17 protein-coding genes are annotated in these 21,658 nt (G+C 44.3%); 5 read left to right on the plus strand and 12 right to left on the minus strand.

Annotated elements, in window-relative coordinates:
• Nucleotides 1-142 precede the first annotated feature (142 nt).
• The 5 genes from FW774_RS18835 to FW774_RS18855 form a co-directional block, all read right to left on the minus strand.
• On the minus strand, nucleotides 143-2,458 hold the full coding sequence (locus FW774_RS18835; protein ID WP_149349856.1) for a nitric-oxide reductase large subunit: 2,316 nt from the start codon (nucleotides 2,456-2,458) through the stop codon (nucleotides 143-145).
• A 409-nt stretch (nucleotides 2,459-2,867) separates the two neighbouring features.
• Nucleotides 2,868-3,680 carry a DUF4249 family protein gene (locus FW774_RS18840; RefSeq protein ID WP_149349857.1) on the minus strand — a complete coding sequence of 271 codons (813 nt, stop codon included), beginning with the start codon at nucleotides 3,678-3,680 and terminating at the stop codon, nucleotides 2,868-2,870.
• Entirely contained in the window at nucleotides 3,671-6,439 is a 2,769-nt protein-coding gene (locus FW774_RS18845; RefSeq protein WP_149349859.1) for a TonB-dependent receptor, read from the minus strand. The genes FW774_RS18840 and FW774_RS18845 overlap by 10 nt, the downstream gene beginning before the upstream one ends.
• A gap of 500 nt (nucleotides 6,440-6,939) precedes the next feature.
• Complete coding sequence (locus FW774_RS18850; RefSeq protein ID WP_149349861.1) at nucleotides 6,940-8,262, minus strand: erythromycin esterase family protein; 1,323 nt, start codon at nucleotides 8,260-8,262, stop codon at nucleotides 6,940-6,942.
• Nucleotides 8,263-8,296: 34 nt separating this feature from the next.
• Nucleotides 8,297-8,965 (minus strand): phosphoribosyltransferase, encoded by a 669-nt coding sequence (locus FW774_RS18855; protein ID WP_149349863.1) that lies wholly within the window; start codon nucleotides 8,963-8,965, stop codon nucleotides 8,297-8,299.
• A gap of 191 nt (nucleotides 8,966-9,156) precedes the next feature.
• Between FW774_RS18855 and FW774_RS18860 the strand changes: the two genes are divergently transcribed.
• Complete coding sequence (locus tag FW774_RS18860) at nucleotides 9,157-9,597, plus strand: Hsp20/alpha crystallin family protein (protein ID WP_149349865.1); 441 nt, start codon at nucleotides 9,157-9,159, stop codon at nucleotides 9,595-9,597.
• Between the two features lie 160 nt (nucleotides 9,598-9,757).
• Here FW774_RS18860 and FW774_RS18865 read toward each other — a convergent pair whose 3' ends face one another.
• The 3 genes from FW774_RS18865 to FW774_RS18875 all read right to left on the minus strand — a co-directional run bounded on the left by FW774_RS18865 (nucleotide 9,758) and on the right by FW774_RS18875 (nucleotide 13,825).
• Nucleotides 9,758-11,191 carry an arylsulfatase B gene (locus FW774_RS18865; RefSeq protein ID WP_197739892.1) on the minus strand — a complete coding sequence of 478 codons (1,434 nt, stop codon included), beginning with the start codon at nucleotides 11,189-11,191 and terminating at the stop codon, nucleotides 9,758-9,760.
• 26 nt (nucleotides 11,192-11,217) lie between these two features.
• Nucleotides 11,218-12,651: a sulfatase gene (locus FW774_RS18870; RefSeq protein WP_149349867.1), complete on the minus strand. Its 1,434-nt coding sequence runs from the start codon at nucleotides 12,649-12,651 to the stop codon at nucleotides 11,218-11,220.
• A 244-nt stretch (nucleotides 12,652-12,895) separates the two neighbouring features.
• The gene (locus FW774_RS18875; RefSeq protein ID WP_149349869.1) at nucleotides 12,896-13,825 is read right to left on the minus strand and encodes a cobalamin-binding protein; all 930 of its coding nucleotides are present in this window, start codon (nucleotides 13,823-13,825) and stop codon (nucleotides 12,896-12,898) included.
• Nucleotides 13,826-14,061: 236 nt separating this feature from the next.
• Here FW774_RS18875 and FW774_RS18880 point away from each other — a divergent pair, with 236 nt between their 5' ends.
• Nucleotides 14,062-14,271 carry a DUF2683 family protein gene (locus FW774_RS18880; protein ID WP_149349871.1) on the plus strand — a complete coding sequence of 70 codons (210 nt, stop codon included), beginning with the start codon at nucleotides 14,062-14,064 and terminating at the stop codon, nucleotides 14,269-14,271.
• A gap of 2 nt (nucleotides 14,272-14,273) precedes the next feature.
• Nucleotides 14,274-14,564, plus strand: coding sequence for a type II toxin-antitoxin system RelE/ParE family toxin (locus FW774_RS20965; RefSeq protein WP_149349873.1), 291 nt, complete (start codon nucleotides 14,274-14,276; stop codon nucleotides 14,562-14,564).
• Between the two features lie 130 nt (nucleotides 14,565-14,694).
• On the opposite strand, the gene FW774_RS18890 is transcribed toward FW774_RS20965, so the two are convergent.
• Entirely contained in the window at nucleotides 14,695-17,487 is a 2,793-nt protein-coding gene (locus tag FW774_RS18890) for a DNA gyrase/topoisomerase IV subunit A (RefSeq protein WP_149349875.1), read from the minus strand.
• A gap of 360 nt (nucleotides 17,488-17,847) precedes the next feature.
• Here FW774_RS18890 and FW774_RS18895 point away from each other — a divergent pair, with 360 nt between their 5' ends.
• Nucleotides 17,848-18,270, plus strand: a complete 423-nt coding sequence (locus FW774_RS18895; RefSeq protein ID WP_149349877.1) for a nuclear transport factor 2 family protein — start codon at nucleotides 17,848-17,850, stop codon at nucleotides 18,268-18,270.
• A 76-nt stretch (nucleotides 18,271-18,346) separates the two neighbouring features.
• On the opposite strand, the gene FW774_RS18900 is transcribed toward FW774_RS18895, so the two are convergent.
• The 3 genes from FW774_RS18900 to FW774_RS18910 form a co-directional block, all read right to left on the minus strand.
• Nucleotides 18,347-19,003, minus strand: a complete 657-nt coding sequence (locus FW774_RS18900) for a carbonic anhydrase (protein ID WP_149349879.1) — start codon at nucleotides 19,001-19,003, stop codon at nucleotides 18,347-18,349.
• An 11-nt stretch (nucleotides 19,004-19,014) separates the two neighbouring features.
• Nucleotides 19,015-20,616, minus strand: coding sequence for a SulP family inorganic anion transporter (locus tag FW774_RS18905; RefSeq protein ID WP_149349881.1), 1,602 nt, complete (start codon nucleotides 20,614-20,616; stop codon nucleotides 19,015-19,017).
• An 82-nt stretch (nucleotides 20,617-20,698) separates the two neighbouring features.
• Nucleotides 20,699-21,037: a hypothetical protein gene (locus FW774_RS18910; protein WP_149349883.1), complete on the minus strand. Its 339-nt coding sequence runs from the start codon at nucleotides 21,035-21,037 to the stop codon at nucleotides 20,699-20,701.
• Nucleotides 21,038-21,243: 206 nt separating this feature from the next.
• On the opposite strand from FW774_RS18910, the gene FW774_RS18915 reads away from it, so the two are divergent.
• A complete protein-coding gene (locus FW774_RS18915; protein WP_149349885.1) occupies nucleotides 21,244-21,657 on the plus strand; it encodes a GNAT family N-acetyltransferase in 414 nt (137 codons plus the stop codon).
• The last annotated feature ends 1 nt before the right edge of the window (nucleotide 21,658 follow it).

Below are 21,658 nucleotides of genomic sequence, written 5' to 3' on the forward strand. Positions count from 1 at the left end.
AATCTCCTATGGTCATCCTGAGCCTGTCGAAGGATAGATGGTTTTACTGACTTTTGAGACAGCCTCTCTTTTATCCGCTCATCCGTAGGCCCTACGGAACTCTACGGGTAGTATACGATATATGCAAGTTTATGTGAACCGGTTACTCAGTATTTTGGCTAAACTCATTATCATTCAAGTCGGCAGGTTTTTTCGGCCGGTGAATATCAAACTCGCCTTTCTCGTAACTCCACCCGGTTTTTAAGCCGATAACAAATAAGGCCAGACCAAGCGTTCCAAAGGCAAAAATGGTATCGCCAATAACACGCATCCAGCGCAGGGTATTCATCAGCGGCTGCTGCATAAACTCCGCCGAACGGGCATACCACATACCTTCATTCACACTGGCTATAGTTTGAAGCAATCCGATAGGCAACAGACTTAACAAGGCCATCAGCAATAATCCGATGTTAATTGCCCAAAATGAGAAGCTTATCAGGCTATCTTTCCAGACATTTTGCCGGTAAAGGCCTTTTAGTACAAACAACATCAGCCCGATCCCCAATATTCCATAAACGCCAAATAAGGCCGTGTGTCCATGCAAAGGCGTGGTGTTTAATCCCTGCATGTAATATAAGGCAATGGGCGGATTGATGACAAAACCGAATATCCCTGCTCCCAAAAAATTCCAGAAAGCGACGGCGATTAAACAGTAAATAGGCCATTTATAGGCACTTACCCAAGGCTTAACGCGACTTATACGGTAATTGTGCCAGGCTTCGGTACCGATGATAACCAGCGGAACCACTTCTAATGCGCTGAAGGTAGAGCCTAAAGCCAGCACACCGGTTGGAGTACCCGAAAAATAAAGATGGTGAAATGTACCGATAATACCTCCCGACAGGAAAATAATGGTTGAAAAGAGCACATTGAGTGTAGCTGATTTTTCGTTGAGCAGTTTCATCCTTACAAACAGGAAGGCTGCAACTACTGTAGCAAATACTTCAAAAAAGCCTTCTACCCACAGGTGTACCACCCACCAGCGCCAGTATTCGGCTATGGCGAGATTAGTCCGGCGTCCCCACATCAAACCGGCGCCATAAAACAAAGCAATGGCTACAGAAGATATAATGAACATGGTAAGCAGATGGCGACTGGTGGCTTTCTGCTTCAAAGCAGGCCAAAGCGCCCGTACCATCAGCCACAACCATAAAAACAAACCGATGAGTAAAAAAGCCTGCCAGAAACGGCCCAGGTCTACATATTCATATCCCTGGTGACCGAACCAGAAATTATCTACAAATCCCAGCTTCTGCATAATCGCCATCCACTGTCCGACCATGGAACCGCCTACAATAATGAGCAGGGCGATGAACAGAAAGTTAACGCCCAGCTTTTGATATTTAGGCTCATAACCGGAAACGGCTGGAGCTATATATAAACCGGTAGCGAGCCATGAGGTTGCAATCCAGAAAATAGCCATTTGCACATGCCAGGTTCTGCTTAACGAATATGGTAAAACCTTATCGAGAGGAATACCATAAAAGGCGCTTCCCTCTACCCCGAAATGTGCCGTAATTACACCCATAATAACCTGCACTAAAATCAGAGCCGTTACAATCCAGAAATACTTTAATGTGGCCCGCATAGAAGGGGTTGAAGCGGTTGACAGCAAAGGGTCATCGACAGGAATTTCATCTGAGGTTTCATCTTCCTGATGCCGGGCATTATAGAATACCAGGATACCTACGCCTAACAGCAGCATAATTACACTGAAGCCGGTCCAAAGCATTAAATCGCCGGTAGCCACATTTCCTATTAACGCGTCCGAAGGCCAGTTATGCGTATATGAAACGGTTTCCCCCGGCCGTTCTGTTACGCAGGCCCAGCTGGCCCAGAAGAAAAAGGTAGTAATCTGACGTAAGCGCTCAGGATCTTTTATGGTTTGTGCGGGGATAGCATAATTATCTCTTAACTTATCAAAATCCGGATTATCGCTAAATAAACCTGAATAATAGGCTTGCAAGTGTTTAAAAGCAAGCGCCTGTGCCGGCGTAAGGGTTAGCACCTTTGTTTCCGGGTCAAACCTGTTCTTTCGCAGTTCCTTCTGTAAGCGAACTTTAAGAGCCGCCTGCTTTTCAGCATTCAGTTTGTCGTAGTCAGTTCCGTTTTCCTGTGCAGACCAATAGTTCAGTATAAACACAGCTTCCCTGTGCAGCCAGTCGGCCGTCCAGTCCGGAGCTACATACGCACCATGTCCCCATATCGAGCCTACTTCCTGGCCGCCTATGCTTTGCCATACGTTTTGCCCGTCCTGTATATCCTTCCCCGTAAATAAAATGGACGAATCTTCAGTTTTAACCGTTTGAGGAATTGGAGGCGCCTGCTGATAAATCTTAACACCAAAATACAGCAGAACGGCAAATGATATGCCCATGACTAATGCAAAAGCAAGCCAAAGTTTACTTGTTCTTTTCATTTTTCCCGGATTAAATTGGTTTATAATTGTATTGAGTAAGTTATACTTATAATCGGTTAACTCAAATATATAGCATGTAAATAAATTTACATAAGTAAAAGTTTTTAAAAATTCACAATTTTAATACACTCGCACTCGTGTATCTACGATTTTAGTTATTGGTGTATCAATACTTTCAGCTAATATCGGATTTGAAATCCGGCACTATTGCCATCGGGATTGTCACACAGTGACTCCAATGTCCGAAGGACTCTTTTGGAGGAGCAAATCCCGATGAGCGGAGGTAAAAGAGAAGCTTCGTGAAGACACGAAGCTTGGCTTGGTAGGTTAACACCCGGATTTAAGATCCGACATTATAGCCATCGGGATTATAAATCCGATGAGCAAGGTGAGCGAAGCACACTCGCTATCATTCTGCCTTCACCACATTCAAATCTAAGGTATCGGCCTGCATGGCGGTAAAAATTCCCAGGCCGTTTTTTACGTTGGTTGGCGGGTTGGTAAGGTTTTGCGATGATGTGCCGTTATTATCCAGCATATCGATATATTCTTTGTTTACACGATAGAGAATGGCCTTGTAATGACCAAGATAGCGGAATGTCATTGGCTGTATTTCATAAGATGAGGTTTGCTCGGCATTAATCTCCACGTGGTAATTGCCATTTTCTATTGAGCCGAAACCTACTGGCGTTGGGTAAGCATCCTGGTTCCTGAAAACCAGCACATGATATGCCGCATCCGGATTATTCCAGGTTACCTGTATCGTTTTAAATGTATCGACCGTACTCCAGCCAAAGCTGGGTATTTCGAAGGTATCGGCAGAAAGTGTAAACCCCTGCGGTTTGCCCGGCACCGTGGTTTGCGCCGATATTTCTTTACCGAGATAGATAAACGCCAGTGTATAGGTGGTGCCTTCTTTTACAAATTGTGCATCATCAATAGTATATACCCCGGCGGTGGTTTCTGTTAACGTATAATTTTGCGTGCCGTCCGAAACAGTAAGCTGTAATCCGCTGATGGGCTGACCATACGCACTGGTATCCTGTAAAGCCTTTTGCTCATAAACCTTTACTTCTACAGCCTTTCCCGGTACCAGATAGGCTTCTACCGCCGGTTTGTTGTAGTTATCCATATCAACCGTATCTGTTTTTTTGCAGGCTGACAACGAGAGCAAAGCCAGCACCAGTATATATAGTATTCTGAATGATAATTTTATTTCCATCTTAAACTTAATGTGATGTTTGGCGTAAAACCGAGATAATTGATATCAGAGATCACCACCTGGTTATTCTGTGTTTCGTATTCTTTGTACCAGGTGTTTTTACGATTATAAATATTGAACAGCGAAAGGCCTATGGTACCGATCTTGCGACTATCGGTACGAATGAGATCGTAGGTAACTGATGCATCCAGTCTATGATAAGCAGGCAACCGTTCCGCGTTTTTAGCGCTGATGGTGAGATAGCTGTGCGTAGTTCCGTTTACGCTGTTAATGGTGTAGCTGCCGATAGGCGCTGTATAAGGCTTGCCGGTGGCGTAAATCCACGTAGCCGACAGCGCCCAGCGCCCTGTATGATACATATTGATGGATTTAAACTCATGTGTTACATCCTGGTTTGCCGGGTAATAATCATCGCCGTACACGCTGAATTTGTTCCTGGCCTGGCCAAGCGTATAACTTATCCAGCCGGTATATTTCCCCGCTTTTTTCTGGGCCAGCAGTTCAATACCTTTCGCGTAGCCGCTTCCGTTATAGAAATTTTCCTGTAAGGTTGATGTGCCTCCGGGGCCCATGTTACTCCGCTTGATGCGTAAGGAATATTCGGTTAAACCGGATAAGGCTTTGTAGTACACTTCGGCGCTGAATAAAAAGCGGTCTGTTTCGTATTGAGCCCCGCCAATATAATGCAGGGCCTTGCCTACCGGGATGCCTGAATTATTGGCTAGCACCCAGAAATCGCGGCTACCGGATAAGATGTCTTCGCGGATAACACGGTTTGCGAACTGGTAAAAACGACCGGTCGCACCTTTCAACGTAACCCTGTCGGTTAACGAATATGAAGCCGAAAAACGCGGTTCAAGATACGGCTCACCCGTTCCGCCGTAATAGCTTACCCGCAAACCCGGCTGGTAATGCAGCTTACCGGCATCGCCTTCAAGTTCCGCATATCCTCCCAACGTAATTTCCTTATTATTCTGGTCAATGAGCTTGCTGGTATCGTTTTGCGCATAGTTGTATGTAATGTGCTGCGATGTAGCAAATCCGCCGTAAAGCAGCTTGATATCATCGTTCAATTTCAGCTCCCAGTCTGTTTTGGCACTGTAATCGTCCAGGTTATTATTTTCAAAAGTGCCGTTGTTAACGAAAGTCCGGTCGCCTTCTACGTTGGTTGAGCTGGAGGAAGTACTGCGGTCACGGTTGCTGAAATAATTGGAAAAACTCACCAGGGTATTCGAATACAATCTGCTGTTCCATTGCCGCGACCATTTCACGCTGGAACCAATATTGCCGTATTCGGTCAAATCTGTAATATCAAAGTTATTTAGTCCGGTAAAGCTGCCGCCGATGTCGCGGCCATTATCCAGCTTATCGCTGCCGCTGTAAAAGCTCAGCGAAAGCAAATCTTTCTGACCGGGCTTATATGTGTATTTTCCGTTTAAATCATAAAAATAAGATGTTACGGCGCTGGCTGCGTTGGCCATACCCGGGCCACCAAAACCGCCGCGTCCGCCAAAGCCCCGCTGTGGCGATGAAACGCTGGTTGTTGAGCCGTTAAATTTTCCGAAGATTTTATTATAAAGCGGCCCCTGGTATGAACGGCGATAGGTAAGCAATACCGATGATTTATCGTTAACAGGTGTTTCGGCAAACAGGTTAACGCTCAGCAAGCTCAAATCGCCGCCAATGTTGGCCTCTTTTTTATTGCCTTCTTTGCCCGAAATATCCGTAACGCTGGACAAACGGCCTCCGTATTTGGCAGAGAAACCGCCTTTATACAACTGCACATCTTTTACGGCATTTACATTAAAGGCACTGAAAAAGCCGTATAAATGGTCGACCTGGTAAACGGTAAAGCCATCAAAAAGTACCAGGTTCTGGTCTGGTGTGCCGCCACGCACATAAGCGCCCGAAGACGATTCGTTGCTGGCGCTGATACCCGGCATTAACTGAAACGAACGCATGATATCCCGCTCACCAATGTTAGGCAGATCGGCCAGTTTGGTTGGATTTAACTGCAAAATACTTACCTGCTTGCGGTCGGTATTCATCACCCCGTCCTTTTTACCATTTACCACCACCTCGTTCAGCGCATTGATAGCAGGTAGCAGACCCAGCGTAAGCTGACTGTTAATTTGCCGGCTGCTAAGTCGTAAATGCTGCGGCTGATAACCGGTGTACGATGCAACCAGGGTAGCCGTATCCGAAGGCACATTGAACAGGCTGAAATAACCATCGGTATTGGTGGTTGTGCTTAAATTACTGTTAGCAATCCGTACCGAAGCTCCGGGCAATGTTTCACCGGTAACCTGGTCTATCACCTTTCCCGAAACCGTGAATGACGATGCTTTAGGGCCAATTTGCTCCGGCGGTGCCTGGATAACCGCACGCAGCTCCTCTTGGACAACTTTTCCTCCGGTATGCATCTTCTTTAACCGCGACAAATCACTGAGCTTCTGCATTACGTATATGGTACCGCCGGACTCCTCATAAAAAAACAAACCGTTTTGTTTACAGATGCTCCACAGCATATCGCGTACGCTTTCTTCAAAATAATGCTCATTAATGTGGTAATCCTTAAGCTGCTCCTTATCAAACACAATATGCTGCTTGTATTTGATGTTTAGCGTGTCCAGCACCTCATCCAGGGTATTGGTAAAAAAATGATTGATCTTAACCGAAGTAAGACTATTTTTTTTCTGGGCATAAGCGGCCTGGATAATGCATAAAAAAACGGTAAGAACCAGTAAACCTTGCTTCATATTTCGTCAATAAATCCATGAGCAAGTTCATCATTTAATCAGTTAACAAATGTTAAATGCGACTAACCGGAATATTATGTAGCTGAAACAAGGCTGATAAAAGATAAATGAGCCGATTTATCGATTTATAAGCGGCATGAAACTGTCTTCGGGAGTGATTTTTTAACATTATAAATCGGACACGCTCAGGTACAAGCCACAAAGGCTCGCACCTGCAAGAGGTAATAATAAAGCCCGGAGGCTTTTAAGTAGTAGCACGAAGCCGGAGCTTAGCGCTATCGGGACTGAAACAAGGCTGATAAAAGATAAATGAGCCGATTTATCGATTTATAAGCGATATTAAACCGTCTTTGGGAGCGATTTTTTTAACATTAATCGGACACGTACGAGCCAGAAAGGCTCGCACCAGCAAGGGAATAATAAAGCCCGGAGGCTTTTAAGTAACAGCACTAAGCCGGAGCTTAGCGCTATCGAACTATCGAATTATTTATCGAATTTAATTAGAACATAAACGGATAAGTCTCGGGCATTTTATGTCCGTCGGGTTCCAGGTGCAGCGGATGAAGCGCCATCGTGGTATCGATATACAGAAAGGCATCATACCGGGCATTCAAAATGGTGGGCACATAGTTGCTGTACTTTTCGTATTCGGGATTGTAAACCACTCCAATGGCACGATGCGGCATAATTTTACCGAACCGCTCTTTTTTATTATGCCGGTTAAAGATCAGGAGCTTGTTCTCTGCCGATTCATGATGCAGCACATCTTCTATGCTTCCGTCCCTGGCGGCGGGAACCGGCATAACTTCTATGGGTGCATCCCAGCGTTTACCGGCGATTACTGTCCCCATATACGAGCCGAATCCAACTAAAACGGTATCCTTATCTCCCCGTTCTTCACGTACCAGTTGGCCCACATTGTGCATACCGGCCTTTTTCATATCGGTAAACCGGGCATCGCCGATATGGGTGTTATGTTCCCACACAATAGCTTTGGCCTCCGGGCCATGAAACTGTAACAAACGTTTCAAGGTGTCCATCATGTGCGAGTCGCGTAAATTCCAGGTATTATCGTTAAAGCTCATCATGCAGGTATAATATTCTTCGGCGTTTACCGCGATATAAGCGTTTTGCTCGGCATTCAGGGCAGCTTCCGGATCATGATCGTAAACGGGTGCTTTCTTCCTGATCTCTGTAAGCAGTTGTGCCAGCGGCTCACGGCACGAATCGGCCAGTGAATATTGCTCACGGGTATAACGGTGCTCATCTTCGCCGTAAGGCTCAAAACAACGGATAGCTTTACGGGCCAATTGCGCTGTAACCGGATCGGTTTTTTCGAGATAATTTACAATAGCGGCCATCGACTCCCACAAGCTGTATACATCCAGTCCATAAAAGCCTACCCGTTTATCCGCGTAAAGCGAATCATTGTATTCCCTGAGCCAGGTAATGAGCGCTGCGACCTCCCAGTTGGCCCACATCCATGTTGGCCAGCGTTTAAAGGCATGCAGCAAATCGGCCGGACTTTTAGACTGTTCATCATATCCTTTAATATACCGGTTCAGGCGGTAACAATCGGGCCAGTCGCCTTCTACGGCAATGAAGTTAAATCCTTTTTCGCGGATAAGCCGTTTGGATATTTCGGTACGCCAGGTATAATATTCATGCGTACCATGCGATGCCTCGCCCAGTAGCACACAATGTGCATCGCCAATCCTTTCCATCAGCGGATCAAGGTCACGCGGATTCTTCAGCGGGTATGTTTTTTCCTTGTCTTCGTCAACTGTAAACGCCCAGGGGTCTGTATATTGTCTGTTGGCCATAATAAAATTTAATATTAAAAGTACAATCGCCTTATCAGGTTCGGTTTCTTTCTGTTGCGCCTGCTTTTTTCAGCAAATTAAGTAACTGACTATCGGTAAAATCCCCAAATGTTTCATACACCTGACCCACAGCATAAAAATCATGCGGCTGCACCATCACTTCAATGGCGTCGGCCTCATTTAAATGAGTATCATAACGCTTACCTGAAACCGGCGCCGCAACAATCACTTTAGCGGCCTGCTTTTTACGGCAAAGCCGGATAAGCGGGACCAGGGTTACACCGGTGGCTATCCCATCGTCAACCAGTATAACCGTACGTTTTTTCATATCCGGCAAGGGTTTACCTTGCCTGTAAATGGCTACCCGGCGATTAATTTCCTGTATTTTTTCTTCGATGATCTGGTTAATTACTTTGGGTGACAGCATTTCTTTGCCTTCCGGCGAAACATATACGGAATATTCTTCGGCTACAGCGCCAAATCCATATTCCTCATTACCCGGAACAGGAAGCTTTTTGGATATAGCCAGCGAAAGATCGGCCTGCAATTGCTGAGAGACATACCAGGCTACTTCTACCCCGCCACGGGGAATTCCTAATATCAACGGATTGGAACGTTTGTATTTTGGTTCAAGATACAAACCCAGTTCTTTACCGGCATGTTCCCTGTTTTTAAAATATAAGGCATCCCACACATTTTCCATAGCCGCATATTTAATGGCAATCGTTATTACCTGTCTAAAAAACAGATGGTCTCCGGATAAGTTCTCAAAAATTAAAATCTTCCGGGGCGCCGGAAACCGGTGCTGAAAATTTATTTTTTCCGAACCGTTGCCTGCCTTTGTTTGTTTTAGATACGATGTTATTTATGAAAAAGATAAGGAGGTAATGTAAAATGGCATTAGTAAAGTTTAATGATGGAAATGGCCGTGGCGTATTAAACCCAGGCTTTGGCGACATTTTTGAATCATTTTTTAATGATTCCTTTTTTTCTGACCGGATGATCTCGCGTGTGCCGGCTGTGAACATCTGCGAAACAGATGGTGAATATCATATTGAACTGGCTGCACCGGGATTAAAAAAAGAAGATTTCAAAATTAACCTGGACAGAAATGTGCTGAATATCTCGGCGGAAAAGAAAACGGAGAATGCTGAAAATAACAAAAAATATAACCGCAGGGAATATAGCTATTCTTCGTTTGTACGCTCGTTTGCATTGCCCGACTCTGCCGACGATGCAAATATTGAAGCAGAATACACCGATGGTATATTACGCATCAACGTAGCTAAAAAAGAGGAAGCCAAAATGGCCAGCCGGGAAATCTCGGTTAAGTAACGTTTAAAGAGGGTGTATAAAAAGTCAACAAAGCCAATCAATGAGCAGTCACGCTGCCCCCGAAGTCTCGGGGGAAGTGTCTGTAGCCACAATAAACCAATCCTTCGACAGGCTCAGGATGACCGTCGCAGATTTTTTAGACACCCTCTTTAATATTGTCTTACTCTTTTGTAATTTTCCAGTCCTTAGGAGCTATAAAGCCATTTTTAGGGCCTTTTGTCAGTATCTCACGGGGCGCTTTAATAGCATCGTAAGGAGCAACAGCCGTTTTAAGCCGGTTGTAAATATCCGGATGAGCATCTTTCAGGTTATGCTGCTCGGAATAATCCGGCGGAATGTTAAACAGCACATCGCCGTTCATTTGCATTTTCTTTCTTCCCTGATCCAGTATCAGCTTCCAGTTGCCGCTAATGATCGCTCCGTTCCCGAGGTAAAAATCCCGGTCAATGGATTGTTTCTTCCCGCTAAGCACCGGCCACATGCTGATGCCATCCAATGGTTTTTTGGATGGGGTTTTCACACCGGCAATCTCTTTTAAAGTCGGTAATACATCGACATATCCCATTACCTGCTCTATTTGCTTACCGCCAACCAATCCGCCGGCAGGCCATTTAATTACAGCCGGAGCACGAACTCCTCCCTCCCACTCGTCAAATTTATATCCGCGAAGCTCACCATGTGAGCCGGAATTTGGTCCGGCAGCACCATTATCACTATGAAAAAGCACTAATGTATTTTCATCAATATGCTGTTCTTTAAGCGCTTGTAATATTTTACCTATTCCTCTGTCCATACAGGTTACCATTGCCGCATAGGTTTGCTTCATGGTATTTCCATGTCCTCTTAACCCATCGGTATCCGGCCCTCCTTTGCCATATCGTGGTTTTGAAGGATCAAATCCGTACAGTTTCAGATCCTCATCTTTCGCTTCCAGCGGGCCATGCGGCGCATTGTACGCCACATACATAAAGAACGGCGAATCCTTAGCGTAATTTTTTATACAACGCACCGCTTCATCCGTAAGCAAATCGGTAGTATAACCCTTATCTTTTGAAGGCTCGTAATCGTTTTGCCAGTCTACCTCACCTTCGCGTTTATGCGTAAAATAATCCAGGGCCCCGTTTAAATGACCGTAAAAATGGGTAAAGCCACGTCGCATGGGGTGATATTTTAGCGTTGCATGTCCCAAATGCCACTTACCGATCAACGCCCGGTCTTTGTAACCGGCCTCGGCCAGCACCTGCGGAAGCAGCACCTCGGAAGTGTCCAGTCCAAAATCGCTCCAGGGTGGTATGGTCGTCTGGCGTATCCCGACACGGTTAGGATAACGTCCTGTCATTAATCCTGCCCGTGTCGGGGAACAAATCGGCGCTGTATAATAACGGTTTAATATCACGCCTTCTTTTGCCAAACGGTCGATATTTGGAGTTTTAATATCACTTCCATGAAAGCCTACATCACCCCAGCCCAAATCATCAGCAAGAATGATAATGATATTCGGTTTATTTTTAACCGGCTGGGCGAAGGTTATGGCACTCCATGCCACTGCTAACAGCAGCATGCAAACTGATCGAAAATAACTGGTGGTCATCATACGTTTTTTTATAATTGGCTGAATGTTTATTCTTTTATTTCTTTTTCATGCCTGCCGCCCCAGGATTTGGCAAATTTCTGAGGCACATATTTAGCTAATTGCTGTATCACAGGCTTCATATCGGCACGCCGGGCAAGATTGGTATGCTCATACGGGTCTGATTCATGATCATAAAGCTCCTCCGAACCATCAGCATACCGGATATAACGGTAACGCTCGGTTCGCACCGACGAATAATCAGGGCCGTAAACGGTAACGCCGGGACGCTCCCATTTCGCTTTCGGATTTTTGAGCACCGGCACCAGGCTAATGCCATCAAGCTTATGATCCGGTGGCGTTAAATTACAGTATTCCACTAAGGTAGGATAAATATCTACCAGGCTAACTGTTTGCGGGCAGCGATATGCCTTGCCACCCGGTAGACGTACCAAAAACGGAATAACATCGGCCTGCTCCCACAAGGTGGCTTTTACCCAATGATCTTTAACGCCATTATGAAATCCATTATCCGAGCAGAATATTACAATGGTATTTTCGGCATACGGACTATTATCCAGAGCCGCCATCACCCGGCCAATATTCCAGTCGGCAAAAGAAGTATTGGCACAATAGGCTTTCAGCATTTTTAACCATACTTCCTTTTTAGTAAGGCCCTGTTTAAAATATTTATTAGTGCTCATAGAGTCTACCAGATCACGTCCTAACTGCGGCACATCATCCAGATCATTTTCCAAATAACCGGGAGGCAGGGTAATATCTTCATCTTTGTACAGATCATAAAAACGTTTAGGTGCTGTATAAGGTGTATGCGGACGCCATAAGCCATAATACATAAAGAATGGTTTCGCATGCTTTTGCTTCAGGAAGGTAATGGCCGAATCGGCATTCCGAACATCCGGAAAATCACTATCAGGCCCAGTCCAGGGTTTAATGCTAAACCAATGCGACTTTCCGTACCAAAATGGTGCTGCCGCATAAGGACCGAAACCACCCTTGGGCGCCGTATTATCAAACATCTGCTTTTCGCGATCATTATTTACCTCCACATGAAAGGTTTTACCGGCAGCCCAGGTAGTGTAACCACTCTTTTTAAAGGTTTCGGGAAGGGTTTCTGTTTGCTGCAATATGCCTTTAAACCAGGTTTGCTTATTATTTAAATAGGCTCCGGTATGATACGGGTACATACCACTGAAAAACGATGCCCGCGAAGGGATGCACACCGGCGCTGCACAACTGGCATTGTAAAAATAGTACGACTGCGAAGCTAATTTGTCTATGGCCGGCGTTTTAAGCACCGGATAATTTTTCAGCAGGCTCCAGTCGTTCATATCATCGGTAACAATAAACAGCACATTGGGCCGGGACGATGGAACACCATTTGCCGGATATGCCTTCAGGGTGATGAATAACAAAAGAGATAATATGCCTGGCAGGCGATTGCTTTTTAGCTTGACGATCATTGTAAGCTGATGGTTTATAATATCTGCTAAAATACAGGCTGTGCAGCTAATTTATTATAACATTTGTAGTTTATGCTGAAAGATTGGTCTTTATAAAATCAAAAGTTGGGTAAAGCGAAACACGACGGTTCGGGGTCAAAGCATTACAAAGTACTAAAGCGGATTACAAATCCGCAGTTATAACCATCCGGATTACAAATTAGGATGAGCGGTAATTAAAGGGATGAAAAAGAAAAACACTCCATCAACTGGTGGCAAACTTTACCCAGCCGTTGCCTTCATAGCCAAAGATGAATTGCTTAGGGTTAATGATTTCGGCAAGAATTTCCATGCTATCGATAGCCGAAGGTCCGGGACGATTAAAATAGCGATTACCATCGGCCACATACACCTGGTTATTCTGAACGGCTTTTAATTCGCTCCAGCCGGGTTGGCCCAGCAAGATACCGATTTCCTGCAAAGTTCTTGAAACAGAAAACCCACAAGCCATGAGTACAATGATATCCGGATTGGCTTCCAGAAGCTGCTTAAACTGGATAACGGGCGAGTACGTTCCTTTTTGGGCCAGTACGGGAATACCTCCTGCTATTTCTACCAGTCCGGGAACCCAGTTACCGGAGATCATTAACGGCGATAACCATTCGATACAGGCTACAGCGGGCTTTTTTTCAATGAACTTCAGCTTGTGCTTTACCAGTTCAATGCGCTCATACAGCTCATCTAACAGGTGAGCCGTTTTATCTGGAGCGTTCAAACGTTCACCCACTGTTTTAATGTCTTCCAGTATATCATCTAACCGGTGCGGGTTGAGCGAAATAATATCGATGGGTTTATCCGTTATATCGCGAACGGCTTTTTCCACGTCCTCAAAACTTACGGCACATACGTCGCATTGGGTTTGAGTGATAATCACATCGGGCGCCAGCTCCCGGATTTTTTCCGCATCAACCTGGTATAGAGACAATGCCTGCGATACAATATGCTGCACCTGGCTGTGTATCTTATCTGACGATTGGGATGAATCGATTTGCGATGACGTACATACCGGCAACGACTGAACCGATTCGGGATAATCACATTCATGTGAGCGCCCAACCAGCGTATGTTCCAGGCCTAAAGCACAAACTATTTCGGTAGCTGATGGGAGCAGCGAGATAACCCATTTTGATGTCATGATGCAAAGGTATCAAGTTTGTATGAAGTTGAAAGTGAAAGGTTGAAAGTGAAAAGCGGATGTCCTGTTCTGAAATGCTGGTTAGAGTTTGCTCCTCCACGGGGGCGGCAATCATATCGGATTTAAAATCCGGGATTAAAACCATCGGGATTACAAATCCCGATGAGCGTGGAGCCTCTGAAATTTGTTTATCAGAAGCAATTTTTTTAAGTTTGTTTAACTAAGCCATTCAAGTGATGACGACATTAACGATACATCTGGAAGACGAAAAATCTGAAAAGGCCATTAAAGCTGTTTTGGATGTACTCGGTGTAAAATATGATGAAGCAGAAGAAGCCATCACTTTTCCTGAACACGTTATTGCCGGTGTTCGCAAGTCGAAGGAAGATGTAAAAAATGGGCGTGTGAAAGAGTACAAGGGACTTAATGCCATACTCAACCGGTAATAATGGGATTACCCATTTACTATACGGAAACTTTTGAGGTTACATTTAAAATGTTGATAGAGTTTATCCGGGAAAATTGGGGTGAAAAAGTGGCAAGAGAGTTTGTTAGGGAAACTGAGAAAATTATACAGATGATAGCTAATTTCCCCCACATGTATAAATCAGGTACTTTTGACAAGAATGTAAGAATAGCCCCAATCAATAGATTAAGTTTGCTTTTCTACGAGGTAACCAGTAAGCACATTATGTTACATTATATTGTAGACAGCCGTCAGGAACCTTTCTGGCTATAGCAGAGGGAAAAGCTTCTATATACTAACAACTAATCCTATCTATCGTTGTTCAGGATTTGCAACTCCGAATTTAAAACCCAGCATTAAAACCATCGGGATTTGTAAATCCCGATGAGCAGTTCACCTATCATCAAAACAAGCCTAATTGCCCTTTATCATCAATTTCCACATCATCCGGATTGGTGATCTCAAAATCCACTTTCTTTTCCGGTTTAGGCTCTTCCGGTTTTTGATTTTCCGTTTTAACCGGCCTTTCCGGTTCAGCTTGTTCCACCTTTTCAGGCTTACTTTCAACCTCGGGTTCTTCTTTATGCGGCACTTCCTGTTCGGCGGCTTCCTCCTGCTTTTCTTCGGCTACAACTTCTTCCAGCGGCGTTTCGGGAACCGGATCCGGCACATCTGCCTCATCATCATGCTCGGTAAGCAGGGTAATTTTCTGTACATCATGCGGAGACAGGCGATTTCCCATTGCTTTCATTCCCTTCACATCAATAGCATCTGCCAGGTTTATCTCTGTACTTTCGGGGATCTGGCTCTTACCTTTCAGTACATCTACCTGTACCAAAGGCTGCGCCGCCGATGATATGATGACCAGTCTTGAGCCGCTCTCATCGCTGATGATGCTGCTCTGCTTACCTATAGCGATATTCTCAAAGGTGAACCGCTTAACGTAATAATTCTTTGATTTTCCTTCGTAATGAATTACCGAATACACCTTATCGGGATCGTATTTTTCAATACGGATCATTTTATCATCAAAGTGATTGCTCAGATCAAAGCTGGTCAACTCATATACCCCGTTGCTGAGCACGGTCAATATTTTGTCTTCGCCATCAAACTCGCCAAGGAACTTACCCCGGCCATCGGCATTAAGACGTTTCAGCACATCATCATACCAGATCTTTCTTCCGGCCAATGTTGAAATACCTTTCGATTTCAGGATAATTTTCTTGACCGGGTATTTGGTTACAATATTACCCTGCGAACTCCGTCCCTTAATAGCAATTTCGGCAAAGTCAACATCGAACTGCAACTTACGCAGCTTTGAATGCGGCTTTAGAGCAATATTAACTACCTCGGCTTCGCCATTCGGGTTAGCGCTGAAATACAACACTTTAGAGCCTTTTGTTCCTTTAGTAAGGTCATACTCTTTATCGCGGGTTACGCCCAGCACGGCGAAACGTTTTATATAGGAGGTGCCGCTCTGGCCATCCTTATAGATCATATTGTAGATGGTACGCTCGTCGTTCTTTTTAAATACGCCCACATGCAGAATTTCCTTGCCTACAAAAACTTTGTCCTGCACTTTGGTAACCAGGCAACGTCCATCGGCACGGAAAACAATGATCTCATCCAGATCCGAGCAGTCGCATACAAACTCATCTTTTTTAAGACCCGTACCGATAAATCCATCTTCACGGTTAACATATAACTTGACGTTGGCCAAAGCTACCTGTGCCGCTTCTACCTTATCAAAGGTACGCAACTCGGTTTTGCGGGCACGGTCTTTACCATATTTTTCTTTAAGCCGCTCAAACCAGGCTATGGCATATTCGGTGAGATGTTTTAAATCGTGCTTCACCTGCTTGATTTCATTCTCAAGCGCCTTCATCTGCTCATCAGCCTTTTTAACATCAAAGCGGGTGATGCTGCTCATCGGCTTTTCAATCAGCTTTTTATAGTCTTCGGGAAGTATCTCACGATAAAACTGCGGGAAGAAAGGTTCAAACAGCTTGTTTAATACTTCTATTACAACATCAAAATTACCTGAGTTCTCGTACTCCGGGTTTTTATACATCCCTTCCTGGATGAATATTTTCAGCAGCGAGCTGAAAAATATCTTCTCTTTCAGCTCATTAAGCCGGATCTCAAGCTCCTGCTTTAGCAGCTCTTTGGTATGTTCCGTATTTTCAGTGAGTATATCGTTTACACTCATGAAATGCGGCTTGTTATCCTTAATTACGCAGGTGTTTGGCGATATGGATACTTCACAATCGGTAAAGGCATAAAGCGCATCAATGGTTACATCGGGCGAAATACCCGGCGCCAGGTGAATGATAATTTCGACATCTTTCGCGGTATTATCCTCAATTTTTTTGATCTTGATCTTTCCCTTGTCGTTGGCCGAAATTACGCTGTCTATGAGACTGCCCGTAGTTGTGGAGTAAGGTATTTCTGTTATCGCCAGCGTTTTTTTGTCGCGTTCTTCAATTTTTGCCCGTATACGGATTTTCCCGCCACGCTGGCCTTCATTGTAAGCCGAGCAATCGGCCATACCACCGGTTGGGAAATCGGGTAAGATATCCGGGCGGTTTCCTCTTAATACCTCGATAGAAGCATCTATAAGCTCCACGAAGTTATGCGGCATAATTTTAGTGGCCAAACCAACGGCTATACCTTCGGCTCCCTGGGCCAGCAGCAAAGGAAATTTTACAGGAAGCGTGACCGGCTCGGCATTACGACCGTCATAACTGACCTGCCATTCGGTGGTATCCGGATTGAAAACTACCTCGTTAGCAAATTTTGAAAGACGGCCTTCGATGTAACGCGGGGCAGCGGCAGAATCTCCTGTAATCGGATCGCCCCAGTTTCCCTGTGTATCGATCAGCAGGTTTTTCTGGCCCAGCTGCACCATAGCATCACCAATAGAAGCGTCACCATGCGGGTGATACTTCATGGTATTCCCGATCACGTTGGCCGCTTTGTTGTAGCGTCCGTCATCCATCTCTTTGAGAGAGTGCAGAATGCGTCGCTGTACCGGCTTTAGCCCATCGTTAATATGCGGCACTGCCCGGTCAAGGATAACATACGAAGCATAATCCAGGAACCAGTTTTCGTATAATCCGGTAATGGGAATAACGTTATGAAGGGTGCCTTCCTCAGGCTGTAATGCATCGTTTTCAGAACTCAGGTCTTCGCTCATCTATAAAATTTTCTAATGATGGTAAATATAAGGCATCCGGTTAAAAATCGCCAGAATGAGTTATAAACATCGAAAAAAGTAGCTTATGGTCATGGCTCATAGTTCATAGTCCGGAAGTCGGAAAGTCAGGAAAGACCGGAAGCAATCTTTAATAATGGACAATGGATAGTTGGCAACTGACAATGTGTGCATGGTCCAGCTCCCCTCTTCCGCCAGTTGGCGGAGCTGGGGGTGAGGCCTAACAACGAAGAACGAACAACTAACTCACCAAAAAAATTTAACCAGCGTGTAACGTTTAAAAACAACTGACGTCTTATGAAGAAAACATACTAAAGTAAACTTCAAACAATTTAATAAACCATGAAAACTCTAAAAACTTCTATTCTGTTGTTTGCCATTATGGCAACAGCTGTAGCCGGTAAGGCCAACCAGGTTAATGAAAAGCTCAGCATGAAATATGCTGCCGACACGTACGTTAATGCGCTTTGTCATGGGCAGGTGAAAGACATTGCCACAATTTTTGACAACGATGCAAAATTCACCAGCACACGCGGCCAGAACATTACTAATTTCACTAAAAGTGATATTCTGGCATCGCTAAGAAGCAACAAAGGCATTGAGCAAAACTGCGCTGTTACCAGCTCTGTGCTTGAGGCATTACCCGACCAGGTAATTATGAAGATCAATATGAAATACGATGCTTTTACACGGGTAGACATTGTTACTATGCTGCAAACCAAAGCCGGTTGGAAAATAACCAACGTAGCAACTACTTACCAGTAAATAAGTTACGTTATCCATAAAAAAGGCTGAAACTTAGCTAAGTTTCAGCCTTTTTTATGGATTAGATACACAGGTTTTATTGTAATGCAAAAACCTGTCCCAGGTTATCGGTATTGCTGCATGAAACGTTAAGGTCTTTTATTAAACCGGTGCTGATGTCAATTACCCAACCGTGTATATGTAGATCAAAACGCTCTTTCCAGGCATTTTGAATAATGCTGGTTGTGCTCAGGTTATGCACCTGCTCTATCACATTCAGCTCTACAAAGCGGTCTCCCCGCTGTTTTTCGTCTTTTATCTGGTCAAGCTCCCGGGCATAAAGCCGGTACACATCCTTAATGTGCCGTAGCCAGTTATCAATTAAACCGAACTGATTATTACCCATAGCAGCAAGTACACCACCACAGCCATAATGGCCCGCAACAATAATATGCTTTACTTTAAGTATATTCACAGCATAGTCAAGCACGCTGAGCATACTCATGTCGCTATGGATGCACATATTAGCAATGTTACGGTGCACGAAAACATCGCCCGGACGGGTACCGGTTAAACTGTTGGCCGGAACCCGGCTGTCGGCACAACCAATCCATAATACCTCCGGATGCTGCCCTTTGGCAAGATTAGTAAAGAAATCAGGATCTACATCGGTTACAGATTTAACATAATCACGGTTACCTTGTATAAGCAGGCTGTAACTTGCAGCCTGCTGCTGTTTTATTTTTTCTGGCATATTTTTAGTTTTTAATTTTTTATTTCGCTATGACTCGCGGCGTTATATACCATTTCTTTTAATGGCGGCAGATCATACTTGTCGCGAACATTTATCATTTGTACAATAATACCTTTACTATAAGCGCTATGCTTAAAGTTATGGATGATCTCAAGAACGTCTTTATCAATATAACGCGAATTGGTTCCGTCGATAATAACATTCGATTCTTTGGGTAAATGCGTCAGTGTAAACTGAATGGCGGCTTTATTCAGAAAAGACACTTCTTCCGAAAGCCTGATATGAATATTTCCATCGTTCTCGATTTTGTAAAAGTAAGGATTCCGGAGATTGTTTCGCAAAATATAAAAAATTCCTACAACCATCCCGATGGCAACTCCTGTTAACAAATCGGTAAACACTACGGCTAATATGGTGATGATGAACGGTATAAACTGGTCTTTGCCGGCATGCCACATCTTCTTAAACAAGTCAATCTTTGCCAGCTTATAACCTGTTAATAGCAGTATCGCCGCGAGGCACGATAAGGGTATCATGTTAATTACCCCGGGAATAAGTAATAAAGCCAGCAACAACCAGCCGCCGTGCATAATGGCGCTCATTTTTGTCTTTCCGCCGGCATTTACATTGGCAGACGACCGCACAATTACCGCCGTCATGGGCAAACCGCCCAGCATACCGCTGGTCATATTCCCGATGCCCTGCGCAACAAGCTCACGGTTAGCTGGCGATACCCGTTTATACGGATCAATCTTATCCACGGCTTCCAGACTCAGTAATGTTTCCAGGCTGGCCACTATCGCAATGGTCACACCGATTACCCAGACATCTTTATTGGTTATCTGCGAAAAATCGGGCATACTGAACAAGCCGGTAAGCTCTGAAAATGAGTTCACTACCGGAATGCTAACCAGTTGTGAGGGTTTTAGTGCCAGTTCTGTTGACTGGAACAGGATACCCAACACAACTCCTGCAACCACTACAATAAGTGGAGCCGGAATACTTTTCAGCTTTTTAAACCTGGACCAGTAGATCATGATAATTAACGATAAAGCGCTGATGATCACTGCACCAAAGTTAATTTTTGACAAAGCCGCGGTTATAGCCGAAAAGGTATTTCCGTCTGTAGATACAAAACTTTCACTGCCCTCATAATCGGCATCGTAGCCAACAGCATGCGGAAACTGTTTCAGTATTAAGATGATACCTATCGCGGCCAGCATTCCCTCAATAACTGCAGACGGGAAATAGTTGGCAATGGTACCGGCTTTAACCAAACCAAGGATAACTTGTAATACTCCGGCAATAACAATTGCCAGCAGAAATGTTTGAAAACTACCCAGCTGGGTTATTGCTCCTAATACGATAACCGTTAAACCGGCCGCCGGTCCGCTTACGCTGAGCTGTGATCCGCTTAGTGATGCCACCACAATACCACCGATAATACCGGTTAAGATTCCGGAGAACAGCGGTGCTCCCGATGCCAGCGCAATGCCCAAACAAAGCGGCAAGGCTACCAGAAATACTACAATACTGGACGGAAAATCGCGTTTTAAATTATTCATTGAAACGTAGTTCCCTACGTTAAATGCAGACATACGTTTAGCTGCCATAAACTTTGGATATATTAATGTATGTAAAAAGAAATAATACAGACTGCACAATGTAGTTCCATTGTGCGCCCTTAATGCCGGATTACGCGTTTGGAGGCGGCGTTGGCACTGCGGGATAATATATCCTGATATGTTTGCTATCTTTATAATATATATCCTGAGCGTTTATATATCGTAAAGGCAACTCAAAAGTAAAGTTACCCGATACGCGATTGTACTCTTTTATGTCTTTTGCTGATAGCTCTTTTTCAGCCTTGTTATCTTTGATATCATGCTCTAACTCTAACTGCATGATGGCTGAATTTGCTGCCACTTTGTCAAAAGTTGCAACAATTAATGGCGTAGCCGAAGCAAGCATCTTCAGAAAGAAGACCAGCAAAAATAATTTTGCATATAGTATTCCGTGTTGCTTTTGCTTCATAGCACTGTTTTAACAGATAGGCCAAATATATAACGCCTGATTTTTACAAACGGCATTATTTTAAAAATATTACAAAAAATCAGCACTTTTATTAATCAATATCTCTTTATAAGGAAGTATTTTTGTGAGATAAAATATCAAAATACCGGCTCCTGATAAAACTTCCCGGCAGGTTTTGAGTTTAATACAAAAATTATCCTGATGATATGATATTTATTGCCCCTATAGACGTGAAGCAGGCCTGGCCTATTCGTCACAAAGTAATGAACAACGATCATAATGTAACACCCACCGGCACTAACGTGGATAAAGACAAAAATGGTGAGCATTTTGGACTGTTCGAAAACGATGAGCTGGTCAGTGTGGCTTCTGTTCACCGTGAAGGTGACGATATGCAATTCAGGAAATTTGCTACCATTGAGGAAAAACGAAATAAAGGCTACGGTCGTAAGCTATTGCAACACGTTATTGAACATGGCCGAAATAGTGGTGCTAAACGACTCTGGTTCAACGCGATTGAGGGCTCTGCTGATTTTTATCACGCGATGGGTTTTACCGAAACCGAGCAAACATTTATTAAGGATGGCAATAAATATGTAGTTGTGGAGATGAAACTGTAAA

Origin of the sequence: Pedobacter sp. BS3, from assembly GCF_008274585.1 — a bacterium.
GTDB lineage: Bacteria > Bacteroidota > Bacteroidia > Sphingobacteriales > Sphingobacteriaceae > Hufsiella_A.

Coding starts and splice junctions, on each gene's coding strand:
- FW774_RS18865 (WP_197739892.1), bottom strand. CDS start 11,191: ATGATGACCACCAGTTATTTTCGATCAGTTTGCATGCTGCTGTTAGCA.
- FW774_RS18895 (WP_149349877.1), top strand. CDS start 17,848: ATGAAAACTCTAAAAACTTCTATTCTGTTGTTTGCCATTATGGCAACA.
- FW774_RS18855 (WP_149349863.1), bottom strand. CDS start 8,965: ATGGAAAATGTGTGGGATGCCTTATATTTTAAAAACAGGGAACATGCC.
- FW774_RS18835 (WP_149349856.1), bottom strand. CDS start 2,458: ATGAAAAGAACAAGTAAACTTTGGCTTGCTTTTGCATTAGTCATGGGC.
- FW774_RS18845 (WP_149349859.1), bottom strand. CDS start 6,439: ATGAAGCAAGGTTTACTGGTTCTTACCGTTTTTTTATGCATTATCCAG.
- FW774_RS18840 (WP_149349857.1), bottom strand. CDS start 3,680: ATGGAAATAAAATTATCATTCAGAATACTATATATACTGGTGCTGGCT.
- FW774_RS18905 (WP_149349881.1), bottom strand. CDS start 20,616: ATGGCAGCTAAACGTATGTCTGCATTTAACGTAGGGAACTACGTTTCA.
- FW774_RS18910 (WP_149349883.1), bottom strand. CDS start 21,037: ATGAAGCAAAAGCAACACGGAATACTATATGCAAAATTATTTTTGCTG.
- FW774_RS18870 (WP_149349867.1), bottom strand. CDS start 12,651: ATGATCGTCAAGCTAAAAAGCAATCGCCTGCCAGGCATATTATCTCTT.
- FW774_RS18880 (WP_149349871.1), top strand. CDS start 14,062: ATGACGACATTAACGATACATCTGGAAGACGAAAAATCTGAAAAGGCC.
- FW774_RS18875 (WP_149349869.1), bottom strand. CDS start 13,825: ATGACATCAAAATGGGTTATCTCGCTGCTCCCATCAGCTACCGAAATA.
- FW774_RS18850 (WP_149349861.1), bottom strand. CDS start 8,262: ATGGCCAACAGACAATATACAGACCCCTGGGCGTTTACAGTTGACGAA.
- FW774_RS18915 (WP_149349885.1), top strand. CDS start 21,244: ATGATATTTATTGCCCCTATAGACGTGAAGCAGGCCTGGCCTATTCGT.
- FW774_RS20965 (WP_149349873.1), top strand. CDS start 14,274: ATGGGATTACCCATTTACTATACGGAAACTTTTGAGGTTACATTTAAA.
- FW774_RS18900 (WP_149349879.1), bottom strand. CDS start 19,003: ATGCCAGAAAAAATAAAACAGCAGCAGGCTGCAAGTTACAGCCTGCTT.
- FW774_RS18890 (WP_149349875.1), bottom strand. CDS start 17,487: ATGAGCGAAGACCTGAGTTCTGAAAACGATGCATTACAGCCTGAGGAA.
- FW774_RS18860 (WP_149349865.1), top strand. CDS start 9,157: ATGGCATTAGTAAAGTTTAATGATGGAAATGGCCGTGGCGTATTAAAC.